Annotated in this window: 26 protein-coding genes; 15 read left to right on the top strand and 11 right to left on the bottom strand. The window is 69.1% G+C overall.

The window, feature by feature from the left end; all coding sequences use genetic code 11:
• Window positions 1-334 precede the first annotated feature (334 nt).
• The 4 genes from ACPCUW_RS24530 (at window position 335) to ACPCUW_RS24515 (ending at window position 3,139) form a co-directional block, all read left to right on the top strand.
• Window positions 335-964 (top strand): TetR/AcrR family transcriptional regulator, encoded by a 630-nt coding sequence (locus ACPCUW_RS24530; RefSeq protein WP_063016191.1) that lies wholly within the window; start codon window positions 335-337, stop codon window positions 962-964.
• The gene (locus ACPCUW_RS24525; protein WP_423427349.1) at window positions 961-1,830 is read left to right on the top strand and encodes a fructosamine kinase family protein; all 870 of its coding nucleotides are present in this window, start codon (window positions 961-963) and stop codon (window positions 1,828-1,830) included. The genes ACPCUW_RS24530 and ACPCUW_RS24525 overlap by 4 nt, the downstream gene beginning before the upstream one ends.
• Window positions 1,831-2,013: 183 nt before the next feature.
• Complete coding sequence (locus ACPCUW_RS24520; RefSeq protein WP_423427347.1) at window positions 2,014-2,400, top strand: VOC family protein; 387 nt, start codon at window positions 2,014-2,016, stop codon at window positions 2,398-2,400.
• Between the two features lie 247 nt (window positions 2,401-2,647).
• Window positions 2,648-3,139 carry a peptidylprolyl isomerase gene (locus ACPCUW_RS24515; protein ID WP_030516987.1) on the top strand — a complete coding sequence of 164 codons (492 nt, stop codon included), beginning with the start codon at window positions 2,648-2,650 and terminating at the stop codon, window positions 3,137-3,139.
• Between the two features lie 99 nt (window positions 3,140-3,238).
• On the opposite strand, the gene ACPCUW_RS24510 is transcribed toward ACPCUW_RS24515, so the two are convergent.
• Complete coding sequence (locus ACPCUW_RS24510; RefSeq protein WP_423427346.1) at window positions 3,239-3,958, bottom strand: SDR family oxidoreductase; 720 nt, start codon at window positions 3,956-3,958, stop codon at window positions 3,239-3,241.
• Window positions 3,959-4,059: 101 nt separating this feature from the next.
• On the opposite strand from ACPCUW_RS24510, the gene ACPCUW_RS24505 reads away from it, so the two are divergent.
• Entirely contained in the window at window positions 4,060-4,932 is an 873-nt protein-coding gene (locus ACPCUW_RS24505) for a helix-turn-helix domain-containing protein (protein WP_423427344.1), read from the top strand.
• Here ACPCUW_RS24505 and ACPCUW_RS24500 read toward each other — a convergent pair.
• The gene (locus tag ACPCUW_RS24500; RefSeq protein WP_063016183.1) at window positions 4,870-5,580 is read right to left on the bottom strand and encodes a metal-dependent hydrolase; all 711 of its coding nucleotides are present in this window, start codon (window positions 5,578-5,580) and stop codon (window positions 4,870-4,872) included. The two genes, ACPCUW_RS24505 and ACPCUW_RS24500, sit on opposite strands and share 63 nt — an antisense overlap.
• Window positions 5,581-5,622: 42 nt before the next feature.
• Window positions 5,623-7,893, bottom strand: coding sequence for a protein kinase domain-containing protein (locus ACPCUW_RS24495; protein WP_423427342.1), 2,271 nt, complete (start codon window positions 7,891-7,893; stop codon window positions 5,623-5,625).
• Between the two features lie 384 nt (window positions 7,894-8,277).
• Here ACPCUW_RS24495 and ACPCUW_RS24490 point away from each other — a divergent pair, with 384 nt between their 5' ends.
• The 4 genes from ACPCUW_RS24490 to ACPCUW_RS24475 are packed head-to-tail and all read left to right on the top strand — an operon-like array spanning window position 8,278 to window position 10,333.
• The gene (locus tag ACPCUW_RS24490) at window positions 8,278-9,024 is read left to right on the top strand and encodes an SCO6745 family protein (RefSeq protein WP_423427340.1); all 747 of its coding nucleotides are present in this window, start codon (window positions 8,278-8,280) and stop codon (window positions 9,022-9,024) included.
• A gap of 40 nt (window positions 9,025-9,064) precedes the next feature.
• Entirely contained in the window at window positions 9,065-9,337 is a 273-nt protein-coding gene (locus tag ACPCUW_RS24485) for a hypothetical protein (RefSeq protein WP_030516981.1), read from the top strand.
• On the top strand, window positions 9,334-9,741 hold the full coding sequence (locus ACPCUW_RS24480; RefSeq protein WP_036508401.1) for a hypothetical protein: 408 nt from the start codon (window positions 9,334-9,336) through the stop codon (window positions 9,739-9,741). Before ACPCUW_RS24485 ends, ACPCUW_RS24480 begins: the two co-directional genes overlap by 4 nt.
• Before the next feature lie 49 nt (window positions 9,742-9,790).
• A complete protein-coding gene (locus ACPCUW_RS24475; protein WP_030516979.1) occupies window positions 9,791-10,333 on the top strand; it encodes a hypothetical protein in 543 nt (180 codons plus the stop codon).
• 4 nt (window positions 10,334-10,337) lie between these two features.
• Here the strand turns inward: ACPCUW_RS24475 and ACPCUW_RS24470 are convergent, their stop codons facing one another.
• Window positions 10,338-11,279 carry a LysR family transcriptional regulator gene (locus ACPCUW_RS24470; protein ID WP_423427339.1) on the bottom strand — a complete coding sequence of 314 codons (942 nt, stop codon included), beginning with the start codon at window positions 11,277-11,279 and terminating at the stop codon, window positions 10,338-10,340.
• A 100-nt stretch (window positions 11,280-11,379) separates the two neighbouring features.
• Between ACPCUW_RS24470 and ACPCUW_RS24465 the strand changes: the two genes are divergently transcribed.
• From ACPCUW_RS24465 to ACPCUW_RS24455, 3 genes are read left to right on the top strand one after another with little or no spacing between them, the layout of a single operon-like run.
• Window positions 11,380-12,483: an alcohol dehydrogenase catalytic domain-containing protein gene (locus ACPCUW_RS24465; protein WP_423427337.1), complete on the top strand. Its 1,104-nt coding sequence runs from the start codon at window positions 11,380-11,382 to the stop codon at window positions 12,481-12,483.
• A gap of 27 nt (window positions 12,484-12,510) precedes the next feature.
• Entirely contained in the window at window positions 12,511-12,804 is a 294-nt protein-coding gene (locus ACPCUW_RS24460; protein ID WP_051025322.1) for a hypothetical protein, read from the top strand.
• On the top strand, window positions 12,801-13,124 hold the full coding sequence (locus ACPCUW_RS24455) for a CopG family transcriptional regulator (RefSeq protein WP_423427335.1): 324 nt from the start codon (window positions 12,801-12,803) through the stop codon (window positions 13,122-13,124). Before ACPCUW_RS24460 ends, ACPCUW_RS24455 begins: the two co-directional genes overlap by 4 nt.
• 6 nt (window positions 13,125-13,130) lie before the next feature.
• On the opposite strand, the gene ACPCUW_RS24450 is transcribed toward ACPCUW_RS24455, so the two are convergent.
• Together ACPCUW_RS24450 and ACPCUW_RS24445 are read right to left on the bottom strand one after the other, a co-directional pair.
• Window positions 13,131-14,594, bottom strand: a complete 1,464-nt coding sequence (locus tag ACPCUW_RS24450; RefSeq protein WP_423427334.1) for a MutS-related protein — start codon at window positions 14,592-14,594, stop codon at window positions 13,131-13,133.
• Complete coding sequence (locus tag ACPCUW_RS24445) at window positions 14,591-16,111, bottom strand: MutS-related protein (RefSeq protein ID WP_423427332.1); 1,521 nt, start codon at window positions 16,109-16,111, stop codon at window positions 14,591-14,593. The genes ACPCUW_RS24450 and ACPCUW_RS24445 overlap by 4 nt, the downstream gene beginning before the upstream one ends.
• A gap of 175 nt (window positions 16,112-16,286) precedes the next feature.
• On the opposite strand from ACPCUW_RS24445, the gene ACPCUW_RS24440 reads away from it, so the two are divergent.
• The 3 genes from ACPCUW_RS24440 to ACPCUW_RS24430 all read left to right on the top strand — a co-directional run bounded on the left by ACPCUW_RS24440 (window position 16,287) and on the right by ACPCUW_RS24430 (window position 18,801).
• Entirely contained in the window at window positions 16,287-16,730 is a 444-nt protein-coding gene (locus ACPCUW_RS24440) for a MarR family winged helix-turn-helix transcriptional regulator (protein ID WP_423427331.1), read from the top strand.
• 107 nt (window positions 16,731-16,837) lie between these two features.
• Window positions 16,838-17,401, top strand: a complete 564-nt coding sequence (locus ACPCUW_RS24435) for an isochorismatase family protein (protein ID WP_423427329.1) — start codon at window positions 16,838-16,840, stop codon at window positions 17,399-17,401.
• Complete coding sequence (locus ACPCUW_RS24430) at window positions 17,398-18,801, top strand: MFS transporter (RefSeq protein WP_423427327.1); 1,404 nt, start codon at window positions 17,398-17,400, stop codon at window positions 18,799-18,801. The genes ACPCUW_RS24435 and ACPCUW_RS24430 overlap by 4 nt, the downstream gene beginning before the upstream one ends.
• Window position 18,802: 1 nt before the next feature.
• Here the strand turns inward: ACPCUW_RS24430 and ACPCUW_RS24425 are convergent, their stop codons facing one another.
• The 5 genes from ACPCUW_RS24425 to ACPCUW_RS24405 all read right to left on the bottom strand — a co-directional run bounded on the left by ACPCUW_RS24425 (window position 18,803) and on the right by ACPCUW_RS24405 (window position 24,186).
• The gene (locus tag ACPCUW_RS24425; RefSeq protein ID WP_423427325.1) at window positions 18,803-19,759 is read right to left on the bottom strand and encodes an SRPBCC family protein; all 957 of its coding nucleotides are present in this window, start codon (window positions 19,757-19,759) and stop codon (window positions 18,803-18,805) included.
• Window positions 19,752-20,114 carry an ArsR/SmtB family transcription factor gene (locus ACPCUW_RS24420; RefSeq protein WP_063016160.1) on the bottom strand — a complete coding sequence of 121 codons (363 nt, stop codon included), beginning with the start codon at window positions 20,112-20,114 and terminating at the stop codon, window positions 19,752-19,754. Before ACPCUW_RS24420 ends, ACPCUW_RS24425 begins: the two co-directional genes overlap by 8 nt.
• Window positions 20,115-20,160: 46 nt before the next feature.
• On the bottom strand, window positions 20,161-21,372 hold the full coding sequence (locus tag ACPCUW_RS24415; protein WP_423427323.1) for a TerC/Alx family metal homeostasis membrane protein: 1,212 nt from the start codon (window positions 21,370-21,372) through the stop codon (window positions 20,161-20,163).
• Window positions 21,373-21,510: 138 nt separating this feature from the next.
• A complete protein-coding gene (gene katG, locus ACPCUW_RS24410; RefSeq protein WP_423427321.1) occupies window positions 21,511-23,736 on the bottom strand; it encodes a catalase/peroxidase HPI in 2,226 nt (741 codons plus the stop codon).
• Window positions 23,737-23,772: 36 nt separating this feature from the next.
• Entirely contained in the window at window positions 23,773-24,186 is a 414-nt protein-coding gene (locus tag ACPCUW_RS24405; RefSeq protein ID WP_036525450.1) for a Fur family transcriptional regulator, read from the bottom strand.
• Window positions 24,187-24,988 lie beyond the last annotated feature (802 nt).

Genomic DNA, 24,988 nt, shown 5'->3' with positions numbered 1-24,988 from the left:
TTGCGGAACCTCGAAACGGAGTGGTTCAGGGACGAACGAATCACAGACCAGGCCAGCTAACGGATAGTGAACACCCGGAGATTATTCATTCAGTTCCTGTTCACCACGTCCGCAGTGCTGTCGGCAGCACAACTGAAACCTTCAGTGCGAGTGATGCTTTCTCGCGAGGCTCGCAATGGGGCGAAACTCGGCTGAACTGCCGTTTGTGGCTGTTATCACAGACTTTTCCCAGGATGACGCCCACATCTTCCGGCGATTTCCACCGGTGGTCACCTGCGTTGTCTCGTGACTCGAGCGACAATGTGCCCATGGCCGTCCTCGACGAACCCACGACATGGCGTCGCTGACCCGCCCCGGCTCGCGGTCTCGTGAGCGCGACGAACGGCGCGATGCGGTCGAGCGGCGGGTGCTCTCCGCCGTGGACCGGCTGCTGGATACCGGCGTCACCTACACCGAACTTCCGGTGGCCCGGATCGCCGCCGAGGCCGACATCGCCCGCTCCACCTTCTATCGCTATTTCCCCGACAAGAGCCGGCTGTTGATCCGGATGGCCGACCTCGCCACCGACGATCAGTTCCGGACGGCCGAACTGTGGTGGGCCGCAGACCATCTCGATGGAGAGGCGGGGGTCGTCACGGCCATGCGGCTGATGATCGCGGGCACCCGGGCACACCATCGCGTCCTGCGCGCGCTCACCGAGGTGGCGGGCTACGACCGCGATGTGGGCCGCTACTGGCAGGAGCGGGTCCAGCGCTTCACCGAAATCGTCCGCGGGCGGCTGGACCGGGAGCGCGCGGCGGGCCGGATTTCCGCCGATCTGGAGGTCGAGGCCACCGCCATCGCCCTGACCTGCATGGTCGAGCGTGCCATCGACTTCACCTTCGCGGCCGGGAATCCGGTGGACGACGAACAGTTGGCCCGAGCGCTGGGGCGGGCGATCTGGCAGACGGTCTACGGCTCGTGAGCGAGTTGTCGACACATCTGGAGTCCTTGCTGGGCGTACCGGTGGTGTCCGAGCGCACCGCCGGACGCGGGCATGCCTGGACCTTGTATCGCGTGCGGCTCGCCGACGGCCGCGATGCCTTCGTGAAAAGTGCTGTGGGCGAACCGGGTTCGACCGCGGACCATGCCTTGACCGCTGAGGCCGCGGGCCTGCGCTGGTTGCGCGAGGCCGACGCCGCGGACCTGATCCCGCAGGTATTGGCCGCCGACCAGCGCACTCTGGTATTGCCGTGGTTGAGTTCGGTGACGCCCAGCCGTGCTGCCGCAGAGCAGTTCGGTGCAGCGCTTGCCGAACTGCACGCGCACACCGTCGACCGGTACGGCGCGCCATGGGCGGGCTGTATCGCCACGGTCCCGCAGGACAACGCGATGGTGGCGGGGGAGTGGGGGCCCTGGTACGCCCGGTATCGACTGCAACCGCTGTTGCCCGCCGCCGCATCCGTTCTGGGACGCGACGGAACTCTGCTCGTCGAGCGGGTGATCGGCGGGATCGGCGATCTGGCCGGCCCAGCGGAGCTGCCGTGCCGCATTCACGGCGATCTGTGGTCGGGCAATGTGCTGTGGACCGAGCGCGGTGTGCGGCTCATCGACCCGGCCGCCCACGGCGGTCATCGCGAGACGGACCTGGCCATGTTGCGGCTGTTCGGCGCGCCGCATCTCGGCCACATCCTGGGGGCATACCGGGAGCGCTTCCCCCTCGCGCCCGGCGCGGAACAGCGGATCGCACTGCATCAGCTGTATCCGTTGCTGGTGCATGTCGTGCTGTTCGGTGGGGGATACCGGGAACAAGCCATCGCTGCCGCGGAAGAGGCACTGTCCGCACTGTGAAAGCCTGTGCGCGGCAGCCTCTTCCGAGGCGGCCGGTGAGCGGGGCCGGCGTGGTCGCGGCAACGAACATATTGCTATGGGCGTATGCGCATCGACGCATGTAAAGTCGCCATGTCGTATCTCGTCGACACACGCTGCTCACCGTCCACAACCGCAGCCTCGAGGACTGGCTACGGTCGGGCGATGGAGTTGCGGAGGATTCACCACGCGGCGATCATCGCGGCGGACTATCAGAGATCGAAAACGTTCTATACCGAGGTGCTCGGGCTGCGGGTGGTGGCGGAGCACTACCGGGTCGAACGGCGTTCGTGGAAGCTCGATCTCGCACTGCCGGACGGCGCCCAACTGGAGCTCTTCTCGTTCCCGGATCCGCCGACACGGCCGTCGCGGCCCGAGGCGTGCGGGCTGCGTCATCTCGCCTTCGCCGTCGAAGACGTCGCCGCGGGCCTGGCGGAGCTGCGGGGGAGGGGAGTGGTCGTGGAGGAGGTCCGGGTCGACGAATTCACCGGTCGCCGTTTCGGTTTCTTCTTCGACCCGGACGACTTGCCGCTGGAGTTGTACGAGGCCTGAATCCGTTTCGGCCGTCCTCGCGGTCGAATGCCCCGGCGCTCGAGGAGGTGGCGGCCGGCATTGCGACGCCATAAAACAATATGTGATGGAGATATGCGCATCTAACTATGTGTCTCCTCGAAGCGCGCCGCAGACTTCCAGCTCACGTAACAGAAACTAAAGACAGCACAAGACTCCCGAGGCCTATTCGTACGCCCGAGATGAGGGGTTGTCCGCCGGGTGCAGGCGGCTGCCATACGATGACCGGATGACCACAGTGTTGCTCAACACATCAGCCGGGGACATCACCCTCGAATTGGACGAGACGAAGGCGCCGCAAACGGTCGCGAACTTCGTGGACTACGTCAAGTCCGGCCACTACGACGGGACGATCTTCCACCGTGTGATTCCGGGTTTCATGGTGCAGGGCGGCGGTCTGACCGCCGATATGCAGCAGAAGCCGGCGCCCAACCGGGTGCAGAACGAGGCCAAGAACGGGCTGCGCAACGACAAGTACACCGTCGCGATGGCGCGTACGGCGGATCCGCATTCGGCCAGTGCCCAGTTCTTCATCAACACCGCCGACAACGACTTCCTGAATTACCCGGGCCAGGACGGCTGGGGTTACGCGGTCTTCGGGCGGGTCGTCGACGGTAACGCCGTCGTGGATTCGATCGAGGGTGTCCGCACGGGCTCCAAGGCCGGGCATCAGGATGTGCCGGTCGAGCCGATCACGATCGTTTCGGCTCAGCTGGCCTGATCGGCAGGGCGCGCGCCCCGCATATCCCGTCCGTTCAGCACCGCGGTAGCGGTGCCGATGGCCGGTGGTGCGGGGCGCCGCCATGTGCGGGGTGGTTCGTCAGACCAGCCGGTGTCCGCCTTCGACGTGCAGGACTTCGCCGGTCATGAAGTCGTTGTCGAGGACGGCGTGGAACGCGGCCGCGATATCGGCGGGACGGCCGACGCGGCCGACGGGCAGTCGCGCGGCCATCGCGGTGAGCCGGGCGTGTTTGTCGGGGCCGGCGAAGTCGTCCCAGATCGGGGTGTCGACCCAGCCGGGGGAGACGGCGTTGACCCGGATCGGAGCCAATTCCAGCGCCAGCGCTCGGACCAGGCCCTCCAGAGCGGCATTGGCGGTGGCCACGACCGAGCCGCCGGGTGCGGGACGGTAGGCCGCGATTCCGGAGGTGACGGTGATGGAGTTACGGACGCGATCTGCCGCGTACTTGGCGACCAGCCACGGCCCGAGCACTTTGATGTCGAGGACGGTCCGCGCGTCGCGCGCGGGCAGCTCGGTGAGCGGGCCGTATCCGTGGCGCATGTCGGCGGCGGTGACGACGATGTGATCGACCGCGCCTACGGTGTCGAAAAGTGCTGCGATGGAAGCTTCTTCGGCGATGTCGACGCGCTGTGAGCGGAGCTGGTCAGGATAGCCGAGCCGTGCGGTCGCGGCGGTCAGGCGGTCGGTGTCGCGGGCGGCGATGGTGACTCGATGTCCGGCTGCCAGGAGTCGTTCGGCCAGGGCGAGGCCCATGCCGGAGCTGCCGCCGATGACGAGGGTGTGGGTGGTGTCGGTCATGCATCCACCGTGCGGCGTGGCGAGTGCGGCGGGGAGACCGGCTGTGGCCTGGTCCTGGCGGGGCCACGCCGGCGTGGCTGGGAAGCGGGCACACTGGATGAGTGAGTGATCGTCGTGCCCTGGGAGAGTTCCTGCGTGCGCGCCGTGCGCGGGTGCAGCCGTCGGAGGTGGGTCTGCCGCCGGGCACGCGGCGGCGGCAGACGGCGGGCCTGCGCCGCGAGGAGGTCGCGGCGCTGGCGGGGCTGAGCGTGGACTATTACATCAGGCTGGAACAGGGCCGCGACCGCAATCCGAGCCCGGAAGTGCTGGCGGCGCTGGCCTCGGCGTTGCTGCTGAATGCCGACGAGGCGGCTCATCTGCACCGGGTGGCGCGGCTGGCGGGGGCGCGCTCGGCGGCCACCGCGGCGCCGGTGGAGGTGGCCGGGCGGGGCATGGTGTTGCTGCTCGAATCGGTGCGTCCCACACCGGCTTTCGTCCTGGATCAGGTGAGCAACTTGCTGGCGGCGAATACGGAGGGGTTGCGGTTGCTGTGGGGTATCGAGCAGTGGGAGCCGAGGCGCCGCAATCTGATTCGGTACGTGTTCACGCATCCGGCGGCGCGGACGGTGTTCGAGGATTGGACGGGGATGGCGCGCGATTGTGTGGCGCATCTGCGGGTGGTGCAGGGCGCGGGATCGCATCCGGTGGAGCTGGCGGCGCTGACGGCCGAATTGTGCGCGGCGACCGCGGATTTCGAGGCGTTGTGGGCGCATTACGATGTGCGGGCCAAGCGCGGTACGCGCCGGATGTTCCGGCATCCGGCGGTGGGCCGGATGGAGTTGACCTCGGAGATTCTGACCGCGGCGGACGGGCAGCGGTTCGTCGCGTTCCAGGCCGAGCCTGGCAGCCCGGACCGCGACGCGGTGACGCTGTTAGGGCTGGTGGGTGATGACGTACCAGAGCGCGGCGAGGGTGCCGAGCACGAACAGTGGTGAGATCACCCAGGTTTCGACCTTGTTGCCGGTGCGGTCGATGATCGGGATGCGGGTGCGGATGTCGAGTGGCCAGAACAGCCGGCAGCCGCGGTCGGTGAGGCAGTCGCCGATGAGGTGGGCGAGGGCCCCGAGGCCGACGGAGAACGGCAGCCAGGCGGGTTTGTCGGAGATCCACTGGTCCATGGCGAAGGTGCCGGCGACGGCGAGTACGGCGATGGTGGCGTAGGAGCGCAGCCCTTCGCCGGGCGGGCAGAGATTCAGCGCGCGGACGGCGAGGGCGAGCAGGAAGAAGACCAGGCCGAGGGTGAACCAGCGGCCGATCCAATGTTCGCCGGCCCAGGTGCCGTAGGTGACGGCCGCGACGAAGGCCAGGGAGTGGGTGGCGTGGCGGTGCCCGCCGGAGACGGTGGAGATGATCTTGCAGGCGGTGTGCGTGATCGGTCCGAGCGCATGCGAGATGGTGCCGCTGGGGTGGTCGGCGTCGGGCAGCAGGGCGGCGCCGGCCGTGAGGAACGTTCCCATCAGCAGGTCGACGGTGCCGAGGTGGCCGATCTGCGCGGCGGGGAAGGTGAGAATCGAAAGTGGTAGCGCGGCAGCGGCTCCCGCCCACGCGAGCGCACCACTGGTCGCATGTGAATGTCCTAGCACCGCCTCGAGATTAGACGATCTTGGTCGGGTGACCGCAGCCGGTCAGGAGTGGGGGTGGGGGTCGAGGATGCGGTCGAGGGCGTTGAGGTCGGATTCGAGTAGGTAGAAGGTGCGCAGGGTGATGAGGAAGGCGAAAAGCCCTCCGACACAGAGTCCGACGATGGGGCCGATGACGGTCTGCTGTTGGTCGGGGGTGAGGAATACGAGGCCGGCGGGGACGCCGATGAGTGGGACGCAGGCGGCGACGCCGAGGTAGATGCGGCTGCGGTGCACCATGCGGCGCAGCATGGCGGCGTCGGCGGGGGTGGTGCCGCCGGCGGCGACCAGGCCCGGGTAGTACCAGCGCAGGACGAAGTAGGTGACGGGGAAGTAGGTGTAGACGACGGCGACGCATGCGGCGACGAGGTTGCAGGCGATGAGGCTGGTGGTGATGCCGGCGGATACGTCGCCGAGGGTGTGCAGTTTGACGAGGAAGACGCCCAGTGCGGCAAGCCATCCCGCGAAGGTGGCCACGGCGATGCGGTCGCCGCAGGCGAGGGTGTCGGCGCGGGCGCGGGCAAGGGTGGCGGCGTCGAATTGTCTGCCGCGGCGTAATCCGTTGGGTACCACGAACACCGAGCGGCACCAGTACATGAGGGCGGCGATGGCGATCGGGTAGGCGATGGCGATCATGACGATGCCCAGGCGCACCATCTGGTGGGCGGCGTCGGCGCCGAGGGCGTCGCGGATGAGTCGCAGGTTGTGGGAGCCGAGGTAGAGCCCGGCGAGCAGGTGGCCGAGCAGGCTGGAGAGGGTGACGACGGGCATGGGGCGCATGCGCAGGCGGGCGCGCAGGCTGTGGGTGGGCGGGTCGACGAGGTCGCGGGCGGCGCGGTCCTGGCTGAGGTCGAGTTGCTGGGCGAGGTCGGCGCCGGTGGCGTAGCGGTCCGCGGGGTCGGGTGCGAGGCAGGTGAGCAGGGCGTGGCGCAGCAGGGCGGGGGTGTCGGGTGGGAGGTCGGCTTCGAAGTGGTCGGCGATGGGTGTGCGGCGCCGGTCGATCATGGCTTGGAGGGATTCTTCGGTTTCGCCGGCGTCGTGGCCGTCGTCGAAGGGGAGGCGGCCGGTGAGCAGTTCCCACAGGACGACGGCGAGGGCGTAGAGGTCGGCGCGGGTGTCCAGGTCGGCGGCGGTGGTGTCGAGGTTGGGGTGGCAGGCCTCGAGTTGTTCGGGGGCCATGTAGGGCAGGGAGCCGCCGAAGTAGGCGACAGGGTTGGCGCCGGGCAGGTGGCGGCTGAAGCTGATGTTGAAGTCGGCGAGTTTGGGTTGGCCGTCGGCGGTGAGGAGCACGTTGGCGGGTTTGAGGTCGCGGTGCAGGATGCCGCGGTGGTTGGCGTAGTCGAGGGCGGCGGCGAGGCGGCTGCCGAGCCAGGCGACGGTTTCGGGCCAGCTGAGCCGGGCGAGTTCGGATCGGGTGGGCGAGGGCTGGGGTTCGAGGACGCCGCCGGTGGTGGTGGCGGCGTCGATGGCTTCGAGCAGGAGTTTGCCGTCGCGTTGGGCGGGTGGTGTGCGGCGCAGCATGCGCAGGACGCCGAGCAGGGTGCCACCGGGCACGTACTGCATGTACATGAGTTTGAGGCGCTGGTCGGTGATCTGGCGCTGGTCGAAGACGCGCACGATGTGGTCGTGGTCGAGTTGGGCCAGGGTTTGTGGTTCGCTGCCGCGGTCGTGGGAGATCTTGACGGCGACGAGGCGTCCCATGGAGCGTTGGCGGGCGAGGAAGACGCGGGCGAACGCGCCTTGGCCGAGGGGGAGCAGCAGGTCGAAGTCGTCGACGGTGGCGCCGGGGTTGATGGTGTCGAGTGCGTCGAGGGCGGTCGGGTCGGCGAGCATGGTGGTGCGCAGTCCGGGTGCCGAGGGGGGTAGGTCCTCGAATCCTTCGGTGATGCGGGCCATCTGGATGGGGTAGTCCTGTTCGTATTCGCCGAGGTCGACGGCGTGGTGGTCGCGACGGCTGCGGGCGTTGATCTCTTCGTAGACCAGGTCGGGGGGCAGGGGCGCGGCGGCGAGTTCGGGGAATTGTTCGCGGTAGTCGGCCAGTCGCGGTGCGTCGGTGTCGCGTTGCCAGCGTTCGTGCAGGTCGACCTTGATGAGTTCGATGAGTGCGGAGCGGCGTAGCGCGGGTTCGGCGGGCAGGTGGGCCGACAGATCCGGTGGTTCGCCGGAGGTTTGCCATTGCTGGGCGAAGCGGGCGACGAGCGACGTCAGCGCGGTCTGCGTTGCGGTGGCGCGGTCGGCACCGGGGTCGGGTGCGGTCGCGCCGAGGTTGTCGGTCATCCCTCGCTCGCTTCGAAATCGGTGGTACCCGGGCCCGGGCCCGAGAATAGGTGAATCCTCCCATGAATTCTGGGGAACGTGCCGATGCCGTTACGTTATACGGGATTTCGTGCCTACCGTGCGGTGCTGGGAAGCCGGTCGGCTCCGGCGGGGGAATATCGCCGGGGCCGGGTCGGCGGGCTCGCCGGCCGGGGTGGTCGCGGCGTCGTCGCGTGGGCGGGCGGGGTCCGGCGGTGCGATGGTGGATTAGCTCGGGGGTTGTTCGCGGGGCCGGTGGATTGCGGCCCGGCGCTGGCATTAGTGGATTGAAGCGAGATAGGCTCCGGGGGATTGTCGAAGGAGCCGAGTGGCCGGATCGGTCGCTCTCGTCGAAAGGGGTCCGCCGTGTCGGTGCCGGCCGCGGTGAAATCCGAGATCCAGACCATCGGGGGCGCGTTCATGTTCTCCCGCGAGGCCAAGGCATTCGGTGCCACCACCGGCGTGGACGGCTTCATCGGCCCGTATACGCGCGGCCGCGGCGGGGTGCTCGGTGAGGTGGATGCCGATGTGGTGACCGCGGCGTTCGGGTTCTTCGAGCCGGAAACCGTTCGGGCGGCCTGGGATTCGGTGGCGATGGCGCCCGCGCAGGCCGCGGCCGGATATCTGGCGGCGTGCCAGGGTTTCGGTCGCCGCAAACTCGCCGGATTCGACGGCTGCGACCGGTTGGCCGAATTGCTGCGGGTGGTGAGCGATGCCGCCGATGTGGCGGGGGTGAGCCTGTTCGCGGGCTGGCGGGCGTTGCCGCTCGCCGACGATGCCGCCGGTCGGGTGTTGCAGTTGATCCATTGTCTGCGTGAGCTGCGGGGCGGCCTGCATCTGATGGCGGTGCGGGCCAGTGGGCTGTCGCCGTTCGAGGCGGTGCTGATCGGTGGCTCGCCGCGTACCGACGGGCCCACCCAGGCGCGGCTGTTCGGGTGGGGTGAACGGGTCGACGTCACCGAGGTGAGCTCGGCGATGCGGCAGCGCTGGGATGCGGCCGAGGCGCTGACCGACGAGCTGATCGCCCCGGCCTTCGCGGCGTTGGACGACACGGCGGGCAAGGAGCTGGTCGAGCTGCTGCGCGGAGCGCAGGCCACCGTCTTCGCGCGGTAGTCGCTGCCGTCCGGGCGCCATACTGCCGTAAGCTGTTGGTATGGCGGAGACGAAGAAGGTGACGATCTCGGTCCCCAAGGATGATGTGTCCACCTTGGAGCGCTGGAAGGCGTCGGGGCGGATCGATAATCTGTCCGCCTACGTGTCGGCCGCGTTGCGGGATCGGATGGATCGCGATATTTCGCTGGATGCCATCGAGTCCAGTTTCGGTGGCGTGCCGCCGCTCGAGCTGGTGAATCAGGCCCGGCGTGTGCAGGGCCTGCCGCCGCTGTCGGCGGAGGATCTGGATCGGCGAAGCGCCGGCGCCGCGTGAGCCCGGCCGCACTGGGCGGCGTGGTGTTCGACACCGCCGCCGTGGTGGGCTGGACGCGGCGGCTGCCGTATGTGCACGCGGTGGCATGGGCGACGGCCGAGGCCGGTCATACCATCGTGGTGCCCGCGGCGGTGGCGGCGGCGGGGCAGGCGCTGATCCGGCCGGATCGGCTCGATATCCTCGCGGTGTTGCTGGAGCTGCCGCACACCGTGGTGACCGGACTGGACACCGGCGCGGCCTCCCGGGTGGCGGCGTTGCTGGCCGGACGTTCCGATGCCGATGGGCTGGTGGCCGCCGGACACGCCGCCAGTGAGGCGGTCTCTCGCAATTGGCCGTGTTTGACCGCTCGGCCGGATATGTTGCGACGCATCGACCATCAGGTGCTGGTCGATCCGCTGCCCTGACCGACCGCGGCTGCGGCTGCCGTGCGACGACGAGGAGAGGACCGCGACCATGTCAACGGCCCTGAGCCCCCGGATTTCCCGGCTGCGCCAGCTGATCGATCATCCCGCGACCGGTGCCGCCGAACGCGAGGCCGCCCAGCGCATGCTCGACCGCATCCTGGCCAAGCATCCGCAGGCGGCGGGACCGCGGGGCGATCGTGATTACGGTCCCCGCTATCACCGGGTCGGGCGGCACGCCACGTTGGCGAGCATTGCCGAAATGATCAGTCAGGACATCGTTTTCGCGCAGATCTTCAGCATGCCGCAGCATCGTGCGGAGCTCGCCGAACGTTCGCCGATCCGGGACGCTCCCATCGAGATCTCCTACTCTGTCGCAACGCCGTACGTCGGCAAGATCATCGTCACCATCGAGGGTGTGCCGCGGGAGTGGGGTTGGGTCAGCGACTGCGGCATCGACAATCCGAGCCCGGCGCTGCAGGAGCTGGCCGACGAACTGGCCGAGATCATGAACGCCTACAACCACGACGGCAGCGATATCGGCAAACGCTTCTTCGCGTGTGTGCGGGTGCCCGAGCGGACCCTGATCTGGTGACCGGCTAGCCCGTCGCCCGGGCGCTCCCGCGTGCGAAAGGTGTTGCGGCGCTGCGTAATGCCTCGATCACGGCCGCGTTCGGCGGGGTGAGCGGGGCCGGTGTGCGGACCAGCGACAGGCGGCGCAGTTCGGTGGCGGCGCGGTCGTGGGAGCCGGTGACGACGCGCAGCGTGATGACCTCCGGCGGCAGCGCCGGGAACAGGCCCGAGGGGACGGTGGTCACGCCGCAGCCGGCGGCGACGAGGGCGAGTTTGGCGAGCCAGTCGCGCGCGCGGTGTGCGATGTGGGGGCGGCCGGGCAGCCCCGGCCACACTCCCAGCAGCGGTTCGGTGGTGGCGGCGGGGCTCGCGATCCACGGGGCGTCGACGAGTTCGTCGACCGTGATGGTGGTGCGCCCGGCGAAGCGGCCGGTGGCGGGGGCGGCGACGAGCAGTTCCACCTCGCCGAGTTGTTCGACGATCAGCCGCGGTAGTTCGGTGTCGGGTGGCCGGTGCGGCGGCCGCGAGGTGATCACGGCGAGATCGAGGCTGCCGGCGCGGATGGCGCGGACCAGCGCCGGCGTGGTGCCCTCGCGGGTGGACACCTCGAGTGCGGGGTGGGTGCGTCGCAGCGCGGCCAGCGCGGTGGGTACGAGTACCGCGCCCGCGCTGATGAGGCTGCCCAGCCGTACCCGCTGGACGAGATCGCGGTCGTCGAGGTCGCGTCGCGCGGCCTCCAGCGCGTCCAGCACGACCCGTGCGTGGCGCAGCAGCGTCAGCCCGGCCGGGGTGAGGTGGACGCCGGTGCGGTGGCGTTCGAACAGGGGTTTTCCGGCCTCGCGTTCGAGGGCCGCGGCTTGGCGTGAGATGCCGGATTGGGTATAGCCGAGGGCGGCGGCCGCGGCGGTGAACGATCCGCGTTCGGCGACCTCGGCCAGCACCCGCAGTCCGGCCGGTGACAGATCCATGACTGTCCGGCATACCAGATATGCCGGACTTTCGCTGGTGGCATGGCCGGATCGCGTCCTACGTTGGCGAAGAAGAGATTCGGAACCTGAGGAGTGGGCGATGCGTGCGGCGATGTTGGAACAGTTCGGGCAGCCGTTGACGGTGACGACTGTGCCCGATCCGGTGGCCGGGCCGGGTGAGGTCCTGGTGGATGTGCTCGCTACCTGTGTCTTGCCGTATGCGGCAGAGGTTTTCGGCGGTGTGCGCAACTATCCGCTGGAGCCGCCGGTGATTCCGGGAATGGGCGGGGTCGGGCGGGTGGTGTCGGCCGGTCCGGATGCGACCCGGCTGCGGCCCGGGGACCTGGTGTGGTGTGATCCGACGGTGCGTTCCCGCGACGACGCGCGCACTCCCGACATCACGTTGCAGGGCTGGAGTTCGCGTGGTCCGGGCGGGCTGCGATTGTCGCGGTACTTTCATCACGGGTCGTTCGCGGAGCGCATGGTCGTGCCGACGGAGAACGCCGTGCCGCTCGGTGACGTCGACGGCGAGGACGTGGCCGGCTGGGCGTCGCTGGCGGTGCCGCTGGTGCCGTACGGGGGTCTGCTGGCGGCGGATCTGCGTGCCGGGGAAACATTGCTGGTGAGCGGGGCGACCGGCAATTTCGGGGGTGCGGCGGTGGCGGTGGGGCTTGCCATGGGCGCGAGCCGGGTAGTGGCTCCCGGCCGCAACCGCGCGGCTGCGACCCGGTTGCGGGACCTGTTCGGAGACCGTGTGCGCCCGGTCGAGCTGACCGGCGACGCGGAGGTGGATCGGCAGGCGATGGTGGCCGCGGGCGGGGGACCGGTGGATGTGGTGCTCGATATTCTGCCGCCCGCGGCGGACACGCGCGTGGTGCGGACCGCGGTGATGACGGTGCGGGAGTTCGGACGCGTCGTGCTCATGGGCGGGGTGGGGATGCTCGGCGGTTCCGATCTGGCGCTGCCGTATCCGTGGCTGATGCGCAACAGTGTGACGGTGCGGGGTCAGTGGATGTGCCCGCGCACCGCTGTTGCGGGGTTGATCGAGCTGGTGCGGTGCGGGCTGCTCGATCTCTCGGTGGAAACGGTCACCACGTTCGGATTGGACGACGTCGCGGCGGCGGTCGAGCACGCCGCGGCCCATCCCGCGGCGTTCGATCGCACGGTGGTGCTGCCGCAGCGACGCTCACCACTGCCGAGGTAGGTAATACGCGGGTATTATGGTGGCTGCGTGGAGTACGCATGGTGGATCGGAATCCACTCGTTCCTGGATCGTGCCGAGGTGGCGCCCTGGGAGGTGATGGAGGTGCTGTATTCGTCGCGGCGCTGGCCGCGCCCGGCCCGCACCCCGGAAGGGTTGCCCGTCACGACCGTGTGGGGCCGCACCGACGCGGGCCGTCCACTGGTGGTGATGCTGCGGATGCGGCCGTCGCCGGAGTCGGCCGGCACCTGGGAGATCGTGATGGCCGCGCAGATGCGCCCGCAGCAGCTCGAGGAATACACCGCATGGGAGGCGAACCGATGACCGACAAGCACATCTTCGAACCGAAGCCCGGCGCCGACCCGCAGGCGGTCGTGGACGGTTTGGTGTTCGACGACTCCGCCGCGGCGCCCGCGCTGCCGCCGACCGGCGAGGAGATCGAACGCGGGATGGTCACCACCTCCTTGAAACTGCCGAAGGATCTGCGTGACCGGATCCGGGAGGCGGCCGCCGCACACTGCATCACCCCCTCGATGCTGATTCGCCAGTACATCGAGATGGGGTTGCTCGCCGAACAACCCGGCCGGATGATCCCGCTGTCGGATGCGATCCGGGTGCTGAGCAGTCTGCGTCCCTCGGCCTGAGCCCGGTTACCCGGGTTCGGTGGCGGCCCACAGGTCGTAGCCGTGACCGCCGGCCTCGGGCGGGCCCGCCACGATGCGGTGGGTGCGTGTGCCGTCGGGTCCGCGTTCGGCGCGCAGGAACAGGTCGCCGGGGTGCGCCTCGGCGTGGCGGGTGCGCGTGTAGTCGTAGAGGTGGGTGACGAACACGACCTTCACTCCGGCCTCGGTGAGCGCCCGCAGCAGGGGCCCGGCGATACGGCCGGCGTCGCGTTCGCCGGTGGAGGCGAACGCCTCGTTGCACAGCAGCAGCCCGCGCGGCCCGATCCGGTCGATCACCGCGTTCATCCGGACCAGTTCGTCGGCGAGTTTGCCGTAGGACAGGGTGTGGTCCTCGTCGCCGACGAAATGGGTGAACACTCCGTCGCGGACGTCGGCGGCGAATTCCTCGGCGAGGACGAACATTCCGGCCTGCATCATCAGCTGCGCGGCGCCGAGGCTGCGCAGGAACGTGGATTTGCCGCCGTTGTTGGCGCCGGTGACGATCAGCAGCGATCGCCCGTCGGCGGCGAGGTCGCTGCCCGCCACGCTCGCGGGTTCCGGGCCCAGCGCCAGGGTGATGTCGCGCAGCCCGCGGCAGCGCAGCCGCGTCGTGCCGGACGGGTGGGGGTGCGGCAGGCAGTAGGGGATCGCGATGCGGTCGAGGCGCTCTCGCAGGATCAGGCAGCCGAGGTAGAAGGCGGTCTCCTCGCGTAACCGCAGGAAGAAGGCGTGCAGCCCGTCGGCGGTAGCGGCGACCACGTCCGCGAGTTCTGCCAGCGCGTGGTCCTTCAGCTGCATCACCGGATCGGCCTCGGCATCGCCGTCGGCGATCGCTTCGAAAACGCTTGTGCTGCGGGGGAATCCGAATCGTGGCCGGCGTGCGGGTGGCCGGTGGACCACGACATCGGTGATCTTGTTGCCGGTGCCCAGGCCCGCCTCGATGTCGACGCCGTGGTCGAAGCGCAGCACGCTCAGCTCGTCGCGCACCGCTCGCAGGTAGGTGTCGTCGAACTGCTTCGTCGTCGCGATCAGGTCGGTCCAGCCCGCGGCGGTGAGGGGGTCGCCGTCGCGTTCGAGCAGGGTGCGCAGCCGGCGCAGCTGCTCGAGCTGTGCGGTGAACGGTGGCAGGGTCAGAACCAGTGTGCCGTTGGCGCGCCGGCGTGCCGCCGATGTCCAGCGCCGCACCGACGTCGCGGCGGCGGCGATGTCGTGGACGGCGCGCACGAGGTCGGGGTGGGCGCAGCAGTCGGTGAGCACGGCGTGGCGGTGTGTGATCACGGCCGGATCCGCCGGGGGCGCGGTGATGACTGCCCGGACCGTGTCGGCGATCGCCGGGTCGCGCTCGGCGATGGTGTCGATCAGCGCGGAGATGCCCAGATCCGCGACAGCGGTGTCGCCGAGCGCGGCCGGTGCGGGTGCGGTGTCGGCGGGGAACAGCAGCCGGACCCTCATCGCGCCAGCCTCGCGGCCACCGCGTGGTAGCCGAGTCCGTAGCGTTGGGCGAGTTCGGTGGCGTAGGCGTTGCCGTCGGCGGGGCGGCGCACGATGCGGTAGGTGCGGTGTGCGCGGTCGGCCGGGTCGGTCGATGCCACCATCGACACCACCTCGGGTCCGGCGTCGGCGAGGTCGTCGAAGAAGCTCACCCACACCCCCCAGGCGCCGAGCCGCACGATGTGGGCCAGGACCTCGCCGGCGATGCGCGCGCCGTCATGTGTGGTGGTCGTGGAGAAACTCTCGTTGAGCACGACCAGGGTGTCCGCGCTCGTGGTCCGCAGGATTTCGCGCATGGAGCGCAGGTCCGCCAGCAGCCTTCCGTCCGGGTCGCCGGCGTGTTCGGCGCGTTCGAAGTGGGTGTGGATGCGATCGGGCAACGGCAGCCGCGCCGCCTGCGCGGGGACCGGGCCGCCGAGCGCGGCGAAGTACACCAGTTGCCCGATCGCGCGCGCGAAGGTCGTCTTCCCGCCCTGGTTGGGGCCGGTCACCACCGTCATTCGTTCCGGGGGTTCGAGGCGGAAATCGTTGCACACCAGCGGGTTCGGTGAGCGGGTAGCGAGGGCGAGGTCGTAGGCGCACTCGGCGTGGATCGGTTCGCCGGGTGCGGCGATCTCGGGCAGGCACAGACTGCGGCCGGTGCCGGCGGCGCGGAGGGCGAACCGGCGGTAGCGCAGATAGAACTGCATGCCTCGATCGAAGTCGGTCACCTCGGGGGCGATGAAATCTCGATGGCGGGTGGCGAATTCGGCCAGTCGCTCGAACGGCGCCGGGTACAGGTCGGCGACCCGGTCGAGGATATGTTCCTCGGTCTGGTTCATGTCCGGCCACTCCGGTTGCGGGTGTGGGTCGCGGCGGTGTGGTGCGCCGAAGCGGGCGAGCAGTCGCGTCACGGCGGCGGTGTAGTCGGGTGCGGGGTGTGCGGGGCTCACCTCGAGGGTGCGGTCGACGATCCGCAGCCGGTACCGCACGCGGGCCAGCGCGGCTCGTACGGTGTCGATGTCGTGGGCCAGTGTGCGCAGATCCGCACCGGCGCAATAGGTGTCGAGGTAGGTGCGCCACCGCAGCAGTGCCCGCGATCGCAGTGGCAGCCGTGCGGTCGCCGCGTGCAGTGCGGTGACCGCGGCCACGTAGCCGGCGGCGGCGTCGAGGTGGGCGCGGTGGCGTTGATGCCGGTGATACAGTTCGCCGGCGATGCGCAGCCGGCGCCGCACCCGCCACATGGCGATCACGAATTCCTCTGCGGCGGCGTATGTTTCGTGGTCGTCGAGGTCGGTGAACACCTCGTGGCGGAATCGGACGGTGTCGGGGTCGCGGACGGGGCGGCGCAGCAGGGCGGTGAGGTCGTGGTCGTCGGTATCGCCGACGATCGCGGCGAGCAGCGGTTCGATTTCCAGGTCGGTCAGCGCGTCCTCGCCGACTTCGACGGTCGCGACGCGCTCGGCCGGCACCGGCCACAACACACTGACGGTTTCCATCCCCACCCACTTCCCGCGCCGGCCGGATCGAGTAAACGACCCGGTAGGGGGCTTTTCGGTCAGGCTAGCGACATTACTTACCGGCCGTCAAGTAATCACACTCGGCGAAGGCCGAGTCGCATCGAATTTATACAGTCAGCTGTACAGTTAGCTTAGTAAATGATACGGTGGAGTCATGTCCGGAAAGCCTGCGCCCACCCCCGCCGCGGTGGCGGCCGATCTGCGTGTCGCCGTCAGCCGGCTGCTGCGGCAGCTGCGCGCTCAGGCCGAGGGCAGCGACCTCACCAAATCCCAGAGCTCGGTCCTCATCCGCCTCGAACAGGGCGGTCCCGCCACGGCCACCCAACTGGCCCACGCGGCGGGAATGCGCCCGCAGTCGATGGCGAAAATCGTTCGCGCGCTGGAAGGGGCGGGTCTCATCGCGGGCACACCCGATCCGGCCGACGGCCGCAAAACCGTCCTGGACCTGACCGAGGCCGCCCGCGACGAATTCCGCACCGGCCGCCGCGCGAAAGAGGACTGGCTCACCCGCGTCATCGAGGCCGAATTCACCGACGCCGAAATCCGGCAACTCGCCGATGCGGTCGGGCTGCTCGACCGCATCGGCCGCGCCGGCTGATCCAAGCGCCCACAACCGAAATCCGCGACCCGGCCACCGGGTTCGCGCGATCCGGCGCGCGCCGACCCCGGTGCGTCCGAAACCGCACGCCAGCAAAGGAATTCGTCATGCCCGTCACCACCCTGGACCCGGCCACCGCCCTCATCGTGATCGATCTGCAGCAGGGCATCGTCGGCCGGCCGCTGGCGCATCCGGTCGAACCCGTGATCACGCGCGCGGCCACACTCGCGCACGCCTTCCGCGACCGGGACCTGCCGGTCGTGCTCGTCAACGTCGCCGGCACCCCGCCGGGGCGCACCGACGCCGGCGCGATGACCATGACCGATCTGCCGCCGGACTGGACCGCCCTCATTCCCGAGATGGCGCCGCAGCCCGGCGACATCCAGGTCACCAAGCACGCCCGCAGCGCCTTCGCCGGCACCGGGCTCGCCGACCGGTTGCGTGCCGACGGCGTCACGCAGGTGGTGGTCGTGGGCATCGCCACCGGCGCCGGCGTCGAATCGACCGCCCGCGACGCCCACGAACAGGGTTTCCACGTCACGCTGCCGGTCGATGCGATGACCGATTCCGACGCCGAACGCCACGACCACAGCATCGCCCACATCTTCGGCCGCATCGCCGAAACCGGAACCACCGACGACGTGCTACGGACATTGGCGGCCCGCTCGTGACGGCCGCCCCCGCCGACACCGCGCCCGCCCGCAGCGACCCGTTCACCGTCCGCTTCGTCGGGCCGCTGCTGCTGGGCTCGACCCTCAATCCGATCAACACCTCCACCATCGCCACCGCCCTCGTCGGCATCGGCGTCGACTTCCACCGGGGCCCCGGCACCACCGCCGTGCTCATCTCGGTGCTGTATCTGTGCAGCGCCGTCGCCCAGCCCACCATGGGCAAACTCGCCACGCTGTTCGGGCCGCGCCGGGTGTTCACCGGCGGGTTGATCATCCTCATCGCCGCCGGCGTGATCGGCGCCGCCGCACCGGCATTCGGCTTCCTGGTGGTGTCGCGCGCGCTCATCGGGATCGGCACCTCGGCGGCGTTTCCCACCGCGATGGCGCTGGTGCGGCGGCGCGCCGACGACGCCGGGACGGGGGTGCCGGCGCGAGTGCTGGGCAACTTCTCGATCGCCGCGCAGGTCACCTCCGTGGTGGGGCTGCCGCTGGGTGGTCTGTTGGCGGGTGTGTTCGGTTGGCGCGCAATATTTTTCGTCAACATTCCGCTCGCGCTGGTCGCGCTGGTGGCGACGGCGACCGGGGTGCCGAAGGATGCACCGCGCGACCGCGATCAGGGGTCGCTGCCGGCCGCGGTCGACCTCGTCGGCATCGGCCTGTTCGCCGGCGCCGTGATCGGCATGCTGAGGTTTCTGTCGGATCTGCGCTCACCGCTGTGGTGGTTGCTGCCGGTGACGCTGGGACTGGTCGCCGCGCTGGTGGCGTGGGAGTTGCGGGCCCGCAGCCCGCTCATCGATGTGCGGATGCTGACCGGCAACGGCGGCCTGTTGCGCACGTATCTGCGGCAGGCGGTGGTGTCGCTGGGCACCTACACCGCCCTCTACGGGACCAGTCAGTGGATGGAACAGGCCGCCCACTACAGCGCCTCCCAGGTGGGGTTGATCCTGCTGCCGCTGTCGGCGATCAGTATCGTCATCGCGCGGCTGGTGTCCAATCGCGGCTGGGTGCGGGTGCCGCTGACCGCGAGCGGTGCGGCGTTGATCGCGACCGGGCTGGTCATGGCCGTGATCACGCACAACTCGCCGGTGATCGTGCTGATCGCGATGTCGCTGCTGTTCGGCGTGGCCGGCGGCGCCAGCGGGTTCGCCAACCAGGCCGCGCTGTATGTGCAGGCGCCCGCCCGGCAGGTCGCGGTGGCGTCGGGGTTGTATCGCACCTTCGCCTATATGGGGGCGATCTTCTCCTCCAGCCTGATCACGTTGACCTTCGGTTCGGCCACCACCGATGCCGGGCTGCACGCCATCGCCTGGGTGATCGTCGGCCTCGGTGTCCTCGTCGCGCTGATGACGGTGCTGGACACCACGATTCCGGCCCGCACCGGCCGCGTGCCCGCGCGGTGACTCAGCTGTAGGTGGCGGTCAGTTCGGTAACCCGCTGCTCGGGCCACGGGCACCGGATCTCGCCCTGTGTTGCCGCGAAGAACAGTTCGACATGCACCTGCCAGGCGGCCAGCAGTCCGGCGCGGTGCTCGGCGAGCCGTTGGGGCAGGGTGTGGGTGAAATCGACCCGGGTGCCCAGTCGCGGATCGGCGATGATCTCCCACCGCGCCCGTCCCGCCGGCTGCCCGGCCACCGACACCTCGTATTCCAGCAGCCGCGGCGGATCGAATGCGGTGACCGGTCCCGGCTCGATCGCCGGATTGGTCGCGCGCGCCGGTGGCAGCGCGCCGACGTGCAGGGGGTGGTCCTCGATCAGGATCGCCCAGATCGTGTCCGCGGGCCGCCACACCAGGTCCCGCGAAAAGCGCAGCACCACATCGGATTCGGGGCCCACGCCGGGTTCGGCGCTGCCGCGGGCCAGCCCGAACTTCTCGGCGTAGGCTTCGGCCCGGGCCAGCCATCCGGCTCTCGGGTCCTCATCTTCGGCGCGGTCGTCGAGTGCGGCGGCCAGGCTGGTCAGGCAGCCGTCCCATCCGGCGGCGGTGCGGGCGGCGCCGAGGCGGCCGGTCGGGCCGTCGCCGAGCGCGTGGGTGAACACCAGCCGGCAGCCGTCGCCGTCGGCGATCAACTCGAACCGCAGCACATCCCGGTTCCAGCGGAACATGAACACCTTCGGCGGATCGACCTCGAGGACCTCCCCGTCCCAGGTGTCCTCGACCGGGGCTTCGTCGTCGAAGACGAATCGCATCGGCGCGCCGGGGCGCAGGTCGGTCTGCACCGCGGCCGGGAACCACGCCTTCATCTGCTCGGGATCGCTGATCGCCCGCCACACTCGTTCCCGGGGATGGGCGAAGCGGCGCTCGAACCGCAACGTGGGCGTGCCGTCGATCGTGGTCAGTTCGGCGGACGGGTCACTCATCGTCATCACTCCTTGCGGTTTCGGCTTCGGTGAGGGTGGTGCTGTCGTCGGCGGCCAGCGCGTCGAGGTGGCGGGCCAGCGCGTCGAGGCTGGTGTCCCACAACTGCCGGTAGGGGGCCAGCCACAGGTCGATCTCGGTGAGCGGCTGGGGTCGCAGCCGGTACCAGCGCCGTTGGGCGTCCTGGCGGACCTCGACCAGGCCGGCGCCGCGCAGGATCTTCAGGTGTTTCGATACCGTCGGTTGTGCCAGGCGCAGTTCGGTGACCAGTTCGCCGACCAGGTGTTCGCGCCGGCGCAGCAGGTCGAGGATTTCGCGGCGCCGCGGTTCGGCCAGCGCCTCGAACGTAGATGCCATATCGGCAATATAGCCGAAACGGAATATAAAGGGGAGGGTTCGACGGTCACATCCGCAGGGGCAGGCCCGCGCGGATGCGCTCCATGCGGTCCTCGTGCACGACGTGCGCGCGGTCCAGAAGCGTGGTCAGGTCCTCGGCGCGGAACCGGTGCACATATTTGTCCGGCAGCCCGGCCATGGTCCGTTCCGCTGCCAGCATCCGCCCGTAGGTGTGTTCGCGCACGGCCTGATCGGCCTCGTAGCCCAGATCGAGGTACCGGGTGGCGTAGCGGCGCGCCCCGGCGACCGCGGTCTGCGCGCGCCCGGCCGGGCTCCACAGCGAAACCACCACCGTCACAACGAGTATCGCGACGATCACGACCAGCGACCACACGGTGGGAATCTCGGCCACCGGCACCGGGTCGCCGTCGTTGACGAACGGCACGCTGTTGTGATGCAGCGCGTGCAGAATCAGCTTCACGCCGATGAAGCCGAGGACGGCGGCCAGCCCGAAACCCAGATAGATCAACCGGTCCAGCAGCCCCTCGAGCAGGAAGAACAACTGCCGCAACCCCAAAAGCGAGAACGCGGTGGCGGTGAACACCAGGAATACGTTCTCGGTGAGGCCGAAGATCGCGGGAATCGAATCGAGGGCGAACAGCACATCGGTGCCACCGATCGCGATCATCGCCGACACCATCGGCGTCAACCGGCGCCGACCGTCCACGATCGTGGTCATCGCGTCACCGTCGTAGGAGTCGGTGGTGCGCAACAGTTTCCGGGTCGCGCGCACCACCAGCCCGTCGCCGGAGTGGGCGTCCTCGCTCTCGGGACGCAGCATATTGCCCGCGGTCACCAGCAGCACCCCGCCGAACAGGTAGAACACCCACGCGAAACGGTTGATCAGCGTCGCTCCGAGGAAGATGAATCCGGTGCGCGCCAGCAGCGAGATCACGATCCCCACCAGCAGCACCTTCTGCTGGGCGGCCGCGGGCACCCGGAAGGCGGTGAAGATCACCAGGAAGATGAACAGATTGTCCACCGACAACGCCTTCTCGGTGATGTAGCCGGCGAAGTACTCGACCCCCATCTCGGATCCGCCCAGACCCCACACCACGAACCCGAACGCCACCGCCACACCGATATAGGCCGCCGACCACGCCGCCGACTCGCCCAGGGTCGGCGAATGCGCGCGACGCACGTGGAAGACGAAGTCGAACACCAGTAAGACGACGATCAGCGCCAGCGCACCGGCCCACGCCAGCAGCGGAACGGTCACGGCGGCCTCCTGTGCCCGAGTGGTCTCGGGTGACTGTAGCGTCCGCGGCCGAACGACCGCCCGAACCGGCATGCTCCCCGGACGTGCGGATGCCCCGCGCACCGGCGGTGGTGCGCGGGGCATCCGGGCAACGGCGGATCAGGCCAGGTCGAACCGATCCAGGTTCATCACCTTGTCCCAGGCGGCGATGAAATCGTCGACGAACTTGCCCTTGGCGTCGTCGGTGGCATACACCTCGGCCAGCGCCCGCAGCTGCGAGTTCGAGCCGAAGACCAGATCGACGCGGCTGCCGTTCCAGCGTTGCTCGCCGGTGGCCCGGTCCGAGCCGACGTAGGTGCCGTCGTCGGCCGGAGAGGGCTTCCACTCGGTGCTCATGTCGAGCAGATTCACGAAGAAATCGTTGCTCAGCACTCCGGGGTTGTCGGTGAGCACGCCCAGTGGCGACTGCTTGTAGTTGGCGCCGAGCACCCGCAGACCGCCCACGAGCACGGTCATCTCCGGCGGGGTCAACCGCAGCAGGTTCGCCTTGTCGACCAGCAGATACTCCGCCGACAGCCGGGTGCCCTTGCCGAGGTAGTTGCGGAAACCGTCGGCCTTGGGTTCGAGCGCGGAGAACGACTCCACATCGGTCTGTTCCTGGGTGGCGTCGGTGCGGCCGGGGGTGAACGGGACGCTCACCCCGAAACCGGCGTCGCGGGCGGCCTTCTCGATCGCCGCGACACCGCCGAGCACCACGACGTCGGCGAACGAGACACGCACGTTGCCGGACTGTTCGGTGTTGAACGCCTCCTGGATCGCTTCCAGGGTGCGGATCACCTGGGCCAGCTCGTCGGGGTCGTTGACCTCCCAGCCGTTCTGCGGTTGCAACCGCAACCGGCCGCCGTTGGCGCCGCCGCGTTTGTCGCTGCCGCGGAACGAGGCCGCCGCCGCCCAGGCCGTCGACACCAGCTGCGGCACCGTCAGGCCCGAATCGAGGATCCGCGCCTTGAGGGTGGTGATCTCGGCGTCACCGATCAGGTCGTGATCGACGGCCGGGATCGGGTCCTGCCACAACAGGGTCTCCTCCGGCACCAGCGGACCCAGATACCGGGACTTGGGTCCCATATCGCGGTGGATCAGCTTGTACCAGGCCTTGGCGAACTCGTCGGCCAGTTCCTCGGGATGGTCGAGCCAGCGCCGCGTGATCGGCCCGTAGATCGGGTCGAATCGCAGCGACAGGTCGGTGGTCAGCATCGCCGGGGCCTGGGTCTTGGACGAATCGTGGGCGTCGGGCACCGTGCCCGCGCCGGCGCCGTCCTTCGGCACCCACTGCCACGCCCCGGCGGGACTCTTGGTCTGCTCCCATTCGTAGCCGTAGAGGGTTTCGAGGAAGCTGTTGTCCCAGCGGGTCGGGGTCGGGGTCCACGTCACCTCGATGCCGCTGGTGATCGCGTCCTTGCCGACACCGGTGCCGAACGAGCTCTTCCAGCCCAGGCCCATCTGCTCGAGCGGCGCGGCTTCCGGTTCGGGGCCGACGTTGTCGGCGGGGCCGGCGCCGTGGGTCTTGCCGAAGGTGTGCCCGCCGACGATCAGCGCCGCGGTTTCCACATCGTTCATCGCCATCCGGCGGAACGTCTCGCGGATGTCGATCGCGGCCGCCAGCGGATCCGGATTACCGTTGGGCCCTTCGGGATTGACGTAGATCAGGCCCATCTGCACGGCCGCGAGCGGGTTCTCCAGATCGCGCTGCCCGGAGTAGCGGGCATCGCCGAGCCATTCCATCTCCGGACCCCAATACACCTCCTCGGGCTCCCACTCGTCGACGCGGCCGCCGCCGAAACCGAAGGTCTGGAAACCCATATGCTCGAGGGCGACGTTGCCGGTGTAGACGATGAGATCGGCCCACGACAGTTTGCGGCCGTACTTCTGTTTCACCGGCCACAGCAGCCGGCGCGCCTTGTCCAGGCTGGCGTTGTCGGGCCAGCTGTTGAGCGGGGCGAAGCGCTGCATCCCGGATCCGGCGCCGCCGCGGCCGTCCTCGATGCGGTAGGTGCCGGCCGCATGCCAGGCCATGCGGATGAACAGCGGCCCGTAGTGGCCGAAATCGGCCGGCCACCAGTCCTGCGAGGTCGTCATCACCTCGATGATGTCGGCCTTGACCGCGGCCAGATCCAGGGTGGCGAATTCGGCGGCATAGTCGTAGTCCGCGCCGAAGGGATTGATTTCGGCCGGATTGTGCTGCAGCACTTTGAGATTGAGCTGTTCCGGCCACCAGTCGCGGTTGCCGCCACCTTCGACGGGTCGCTTCATGCGGCCGACGACGGGGCATCCGCTCTCGGGCGGTTCGGTATTGGCCTCGGCGATAGGTGGATGTTCCTCAGGCACGGTCTTTCCTTTCCGAGTGAGTGAAACTGGCTGTGATCACGGGGTCGATCGAGCAGTCGGCAGGGAACAGGAGGGGCACAGGCCCCAGTAGATGACCTCGGCCTCGTCGAGGACGAAGCCGTTGTCGTCGGCGGCGGTCAGACACGGTGCGTCGCCGACCGAACAGTCCACATCGGCGATGACGCCGCAGGAGCGGCACACCAGATGGTGGTGGTTGTCGCCGACGCGGGTCTCGTAGCGGGCGACCGAGCCCATCGGCTGGATCCGGCGCAGCAGACCCGCCTCGGTCAGCGCCCGCAGCACGTCGTAGACGGCCTGATGGGAGACCGTGCCCAGGGTGCCGCGGACGAGGCCGAGGATGGTGTCGGTGTCGGAGTGCGGGTGGTCGGCCACAGCGGTCAGCACCGCGATCCGCGGGGCCGTCACCCGCAGCGCGGCCCGGCGCAGCATGCGCTCGAAATCCGCCGTAGTGGACACGGTCCGAAGTATGACTCATTCAAGTAACCGGTAGGTGCGGTTTTGAGAACCAAATTTCCGAACACTTCGGATCCGGCCGCCGTCCGAGGGGGCGCCCCCGCGCACGCGCGGCCGCACCGGTGCGGGACGCACCGGTGCGGCCGGCGGTCACATCCGTGTGGTGCCTCGAGTTTTGTGATTGTTGTGATTTCTGTGGTTTCTGATGCCGGTGACCACACCGAAATTCAGACCTTCTCGGGGCTCGATTTCATAACGACCGTCACGAAAACCGCGGGCGGCAACCGGAAGTGTCTCGTTCTTCCTGCGCTCGAGCGGGCGAAAGTCCGGCTATCTGGTACCGAGGAAACTGCGTAGTTATCAAAAAATTACTTTTTATCCGGGCGCGCCCGCCCACCGAATCTACCTACGACACACTGCCGTGAGGTGCTTCACGTGCCAGAAGGTGATCCGGTGAACGCGATGAATTCCAACGATGTGGGTAACCCGCCCGCCCCGCCAGGCCCGGATACGGGCCGCGCCGCCCCGCACGACGCGATGTGCGGCGGCGGGCACGGCGACGGTGACGGCTCCGAACCCCGGGGTGGCGTCGAATCCGCGGACCGGCGGTCGCGCGATCACCGGCTCCGCTGCAAACACACGGACTGACCTGGGCCGACGGCCCACGCGGGCGGTCGCCGCGACGTGTCGGGGCGTCGTGACCACCGCCTTCGCGCCCGCCGGCCGCACCACCAGACGAATATCCGCCCAGGGCGACGAGGGCGCTGTTCGTCGCGCT

The sequence above is a fragment of the Nocardia sp. AB354 genome, from assembly GCF_049538315.1.
In the GTDB taxonomy this organism is placed as follows: Bacteria; Actinomycetota; Actinomycetes; order Mycobacteriales; family Mycobacteriaceae; genus Nocardia; species Nocardia nova.
The sequence above is the reverse complement of the archived record's forward strand: the minus strand, read 5'-3'. Positions and strand labels throughout refer to the sequence as shown.

Coding starts and splice junctions, on each gene's coding strand:
- ACPCUW_RS24520 (WP_423427347.1), top strand. CDS start 2,014: ATGGAGTTGCGGAGGATTCACCACGCGGCGATCATCGCGGCGGACTAT.
- ACPCUW_RS24405 (WP_036525450.1), bottom strand. CDS start 24,186: ATGCTGCGCCGGGCCGCGCTGCGGGTGACGGCCCCGCGGATCGCGGTG.
- ACPCUW_RS24445 (WP_423427332.1), bottom strand. CDS start 16,111: ATGGAAACCGTCAGTGTGTTGTGGCCGGTGCCGGCCGAGCGCGTCGCG.
- ACPCUW_RS24420 (WP_063016160.1), bottom strand. CDS start 20,114: ATGGCATCTACGTTCGAGGCGCTGGCCGAACCGCGGCGCCGCGAAATC.
- ACPCUW_RS24455 (WP_423427335.1), top strand. CDS start 12,801: ATGACCGACAAGCACATCTTCGAACCGAAGCCCGGCGCCGACCCGCAG.
- ACPCUW_RS24510 (WP_423427346.1), bottom strand. CDS start 3,958: ATGACCGACACCACCCACACCCTCGTCATCGGCGGCAGCTCCGGCATG.
- ACPCUW_RS24495 (WP_423427342.1), bottom strand. CDS start 7,893: ATGACCGACAACCTCGGCGCGACCGCACCCGACCCCGGTGCCGACCGC.
- ACPCUW_RS24440 (WP_423427331.1), top strand. CDS start 16,287: ATGTCCGGAAAGCCTGCGCCCACCCCCGCCGCGGTGGCGGCCGATCTG.
- ACPCUW_RS24515 (WP_030516987.1), top strand. CDS start 2,648: ATGACCACAGTGTTGCTCAACACATCAGCCGGGGACATCACCCTCGAA.
- ACPCUW_RS24475 (WP_030516979.1), top strand. CDS start 9,791: ATGTCAACGGCCCTGAGCCCCCGGATTTCCCGGCTGCGCCAGCTGATC.
- ACPCUW_RS24450 (WP_423427334.1), bottom strand. CDS start 14,594: ATGAGGGTCCGGCTGCTGTTCCCCGCCGACACCGCACCCGCACCGGCC.
- ACPCUW_RS24435 (WP_423427329.1), top strand. CDS start 16,838: ATGCCCGTCACCACCCTGGACCCGGCCACCGCCCTCATCGTGATCGAT.
- ACPCUW_RS24485 (WP_030516981.1), top strand. CDS start 9,065: ATGGCGGAGACGAAGAAGGTGACGATCTCGGTCCCCAAGGATGATGTG.
- ACPCUW_RS24470 (WP_423427339.1), bottom strand. CDS start 11,279: ATGGATCTGTCACCGGCCGGACTGCGGGTGCTGGCCGAGGTCGCCGAA.
- ACPCUW_RS24465 (WP_423427337.1), top strand. CDS start 11,380: ATGCGTGCGGCGATGTTGGAACAGTTCGGGCAGCCGTTGACGGTGACG.
- ACPCUW_RS24425 (WP_423427325.1), bottom strand. CDS start 19,759: ATGAGTGACCCGTCCGCCGAACTGACCACGATCGACGGCACGCCCACG.
- ACPCUW_RS24530 (WP_063016191.1), top strand. CDS start 335: ATGGCGTCGCTGACCCGCCCCGGCTCGCGGTCTCGTGAGCGCGACGAA.